Below are 3,664 nucleotides of genomic sequence, written 5' to 3'. Positions count from 1 at the left end.
TTTTCAACCTTTGCCCAGCATGTTAGCATTATTATTGAAAATGCCATATTGCAGGCGCAAAAAAAGAGAAAAATGGATCAGCTTCTATCATTACAAAAACTCAGCAAAAAGACAACGTCCACGCTGAATCTAAGAAAACTACTTCAGATAATCAGTACAAATGCACTGAAAATAACAAGGGCATCGCATGGGATGTTATTATTGATCGATTCTGAGTGCGAATATTTAAAAGTGGTATCCCTGAAGGGTTATAAAGGTATCAGCAAAAAGAATTGTAAAATAAGGATCGGCGAGGGGATTGTCGGATGGGTGACAGAAAAAGGGATTCCCTTGCTGGTCAACGATGTACGAAAAGAACCCAAATATATAGAAGTGATACAAGAAATTAAATCAGAACTCGCGGTTCCTCTTATAAGTGAAGAAAAAGTTTTAGGGGCTTTAGGTGTAAGCAGTACTGAAAACGCTGCTTTCTCGCAAGATGACTTGGAACTGCTCATGATTTTCGCCAGCCATGCTGCAACGCTGATTAAAAATGCACGGCTTTATGAAGAAATTATCACCGAGAGAAACTTCGCGGAAAATATCATTGAAAGTTCGCCGAACGGTTTCTTTACTGTCGGTCTTGACAGGAAAATCAGCGCGATAAATCCGATGGCGGAAGAAATTTTTAACGTTCACAAGACTGCGATTATGGGCCGACGGGTTTCCGAAGTATTTGAAATCGATATTGTAGACATCGTCGAATCTGCCCTTACCAGCGAATCAATTATTAGCGACAAAGAAATTATCGCGAAAAGAAAAGACGGAAGTTACATTATTTTAGGGGTGAGCTCGTCTCTGTTGAGAAGTCATGCCGGAAGTGTGATTGGGGTCCTTGTGATTGTCCGGGATCTTACAGATCTGAAAAAGACGGAAGATCTGATCCGGCGGATGGACAGGGTCTCTTCACTCGGACAATTATCCGCCGGAATAGCACACGAAATCAGGAATCCCCTTGCCAGCATCAATTTCAATGTTCAAATGTTATCAAAAAAATTGTCGCTGGATGAAAAATTGCAGGACATTATGGATGATACGCTCATAGGCATCAACAGAATAAAAAGACTGGTCAAGGGGATACATGATTTTGCAAAACCGGGCAGTACCTTGGTACATAAGGGCAATATTAATAATGTCATCGTTGATTCAATCTCGTTGCTTGACTCACAACTGAAGAAGAAAAAAATCAAAACATACGTGAATCTACAAGAAGAAATTCCCTCTGTCATCTTTGATCCCCTGAAAATGCAACAGGTATTCATAAACCTGATTATTAATGCTATGGAAGCTATGCCTGAGGGAGGGATATTGAAAATAACCAGCAGGATCGAAAATAATTACAAAAATGATGCAGGCCAACTTGTCATATATTTTACAGATAACGGGATTGGCATACCTTCGCAAAATTATTCAAAGATTTTCGATCCATTTTTCACGACAAAACCGGAAGGTACGGGGTTGGGGCTCTCTATTACACATAAAATTTTAGAGCAACATAATGCCCTTATAGATGCAGAGAGTATAGAAAAGAAAGGAACTACGTTTATTATAAAATTTCCCATTAATACGGACATGAAAGATGAAACATCATTACAAAATATTAATCGTTGATGATGATAATCTGTTGCAGAACTCACTTAAAAACATCCTCTCCGATAAGTATGAAACCCTCATCGCGAGCACCGGGGAAGATGCTCTCCAGATTCTTTCGGAACATTCTGTTGACCTGATCCTTCTCGATATAAGATTGCCTGGAATCGATGGAATTGAAACTTTAAAGCTCATACTGGAAAGAGATAAAGATTTACCGGTAATCATGATGACGGCCTATGAGGACATAAAAACAGTGATTATCTCTATGAAGATAGGTGCTCAAGATTATCTCGTCAAGCCCTTAGATATTGACGAATTGGAATTAGTGATTGAGAAGGCACTCGACAATTTAAAACTCAAGAAAGAACTCGAAGAGCTTCGGAAGCAATGTGTGATTGAGTTCGGAATAGATAATATCATAGGAGAAAGTGAGGGAATTAAAGAAGCATTAGCATTAAGTCGCAAAGTTGCAAAGAGTAACAACACTACGGTCCTGATAGAAGGTGAAACAGGAACGGGTAAAGAAGTCATAGCAAAGGCAATTCATTACCACAGTACACGAATAGGAAAACCCTTCATAAGTATAAATTGCGGGGCAATAAATAAAGATCTGCTGGAAAGTGAACTTTTTGGTTATGAAAAGGGTGCCTTTACCGGTGGGCTTAAAGAAGGGAAAAAAGGGAAATTTGAACTGGCAGATGAAGGGACACTTCTTTTAGATGAAATAAGCGAGCTTGCATTTCCTGCTCAGGTACAACTTCTGAGAGTCTTGGAAGAAAGGGAATTCTATCCTGTTGGGGGTACGGAGGAGAGGAAAGTCGATGTACGGGTTATTGCTGCAACAAATAAAAACCTGATAAATTTGGTCAATGAGGGGATATTCCGCGAAGATCTCTACTATCGATTAAATGTTGTTAAGATTCTCTTGCCGCCACTGCGGGATCGAAAGGAAGATATTATTCCCCTTGCTCTATTCTTCATGAAAAATTTCAACGAGAAATTCGGAAAAAAGTTTCAACATCTTTCGAAAGACGCAGAAACTATATTGCTGAATTATCACTGGCCTGGAAACGTAAGGGAACTGAGAAATGTCATCGAACGCATACTCCTCATGGAAGATGATAACGTTATCAGTTTGGAATATTTACGATTTTTAAATTTTGATGTCACGCCACCAGCAGAAGCTTCCCCCGATTTTATGATTTCTCCTTCGGGTATCGATCTGGAGGACCTCAACAAGCAGCTCATCATCCAAGCTCTCGAACTCAGCGGCGGCAATAAGACAAAAGCAGCACAGTTACTGGGCATATCGCGGGCTACCATGATCTACCGCATTGGAAAGTATGGCATTGATATGTAGCACACATACAAATTAACTCTTCCCTTCCTCCACCCATGCCAACTCGTCTTTCATCTGCGGGTAGTGAAAGAACAACGATGTGATCCGTGCGGTGATGACAGGGAGTTGTATAAATATTGGCGATAATAGTATGTATGAAAATCCCTCATTAAAAACGTTTGTCACACGACTTTACCCGGTGATTCTCGGCTTTCAAACATCAATTTTGCCTTGGAGACACCTTCTTTTGTTCTTCGCCGAATAGAAAACCCCATTTTTTCAAATACATGGAGCATTACTTCATTTTCGGGCAGCACATCTGCTGTTACGCCTAAAAGACCCTCTCTATTGACCAGATACACAAGGTACGCAGCCAATTCCATTGCTACTCCCCTGTTCTGATACTCATCCCGTACCGCAAAAGCCACTTCCGCCGTATGTGTTGATTCCTCCATTATATACTGTCCGATACCGACAATATTTTCATGGTACCTGCGGTCTACTACGGCGAGAATCGTCATTTGCTTCGTGTAGTCAATCACCACTAAGGGTTGCAACCGTTCGTGGAACATGTCTTTGCGTATTGAGAAAAATCTGCGATAGAGACTCTTGTCCGACAGGGAATAGAAAAAATCCTTGAGTAACGGCTCGTCGCTGATCCTGACCGGCCGCAGATAGATGTCGAGTCCCGTC

The 3,664-nt window shown here is 40.9% G+C and carries 3 protein-coding genes; 2 read left to right on the top strand and 1 reads right to left on the bottom strand.

Annotated elements, in window-relative coordinates; genetic code table 11:
• A partial coding sequence (locus tag JW794_04295; GenBank protein MBN2017335.1) for a GAF domain-containing protein occupies nt 1-1,650 on the top strand: 1,650 nt, incomplete at its 5' end.
• Nucleotides 1,619-2,992: a sigma-54-dependent Fis family transcriptional regulator gene (locus JW794_04290; protein ID MBN2017334.1), complete on the top strand. Its 1,374-nt coding sequence runs from the start codon at nt 1,619-1,621 to the stop codon at nt 2,990-2,992. The genes JW794_04295 and JW794_04290, both read left to right, overlap by 32 nt.
• Before the next feature lie 161 nt (nt 2,993-3,153).
• Here JW794_04290 and JW794_04285 read toward each other — a convergent pair.
• A partial coding sequence (locus tag JW794_04285) for a GNAT family N-acetyltransferase (GenBank protein ID MBN2017333.1) occupies nt 3,154-3,664 on the bottom strand: 511 nt, incomplete at its 5' end.

Source organism: Candidatus Cloacimonadota bacterium (assembly GCA_016932035.1).
In the GTDB taxonomy this organism is placed as follows: Bacteria; Cloacimonadota; Cloacimonadia; order JGIOTU-2; family JGIOTU-2; genus Celaenobacter.
Note: the sequence above shows the minus strand (reverse complement) of the source record. Positions and strands in the feature narration are given on the sequence as shown.

Excerpts from the sequence above, each read along its gene's own strand:
- JW794_04290 (MBN2017334.1), top strand. The coding sequence starts at position 1,619 with ATGAAACATCATTACAAAATATTAATCGTTGATGATGATAATCTGTTG.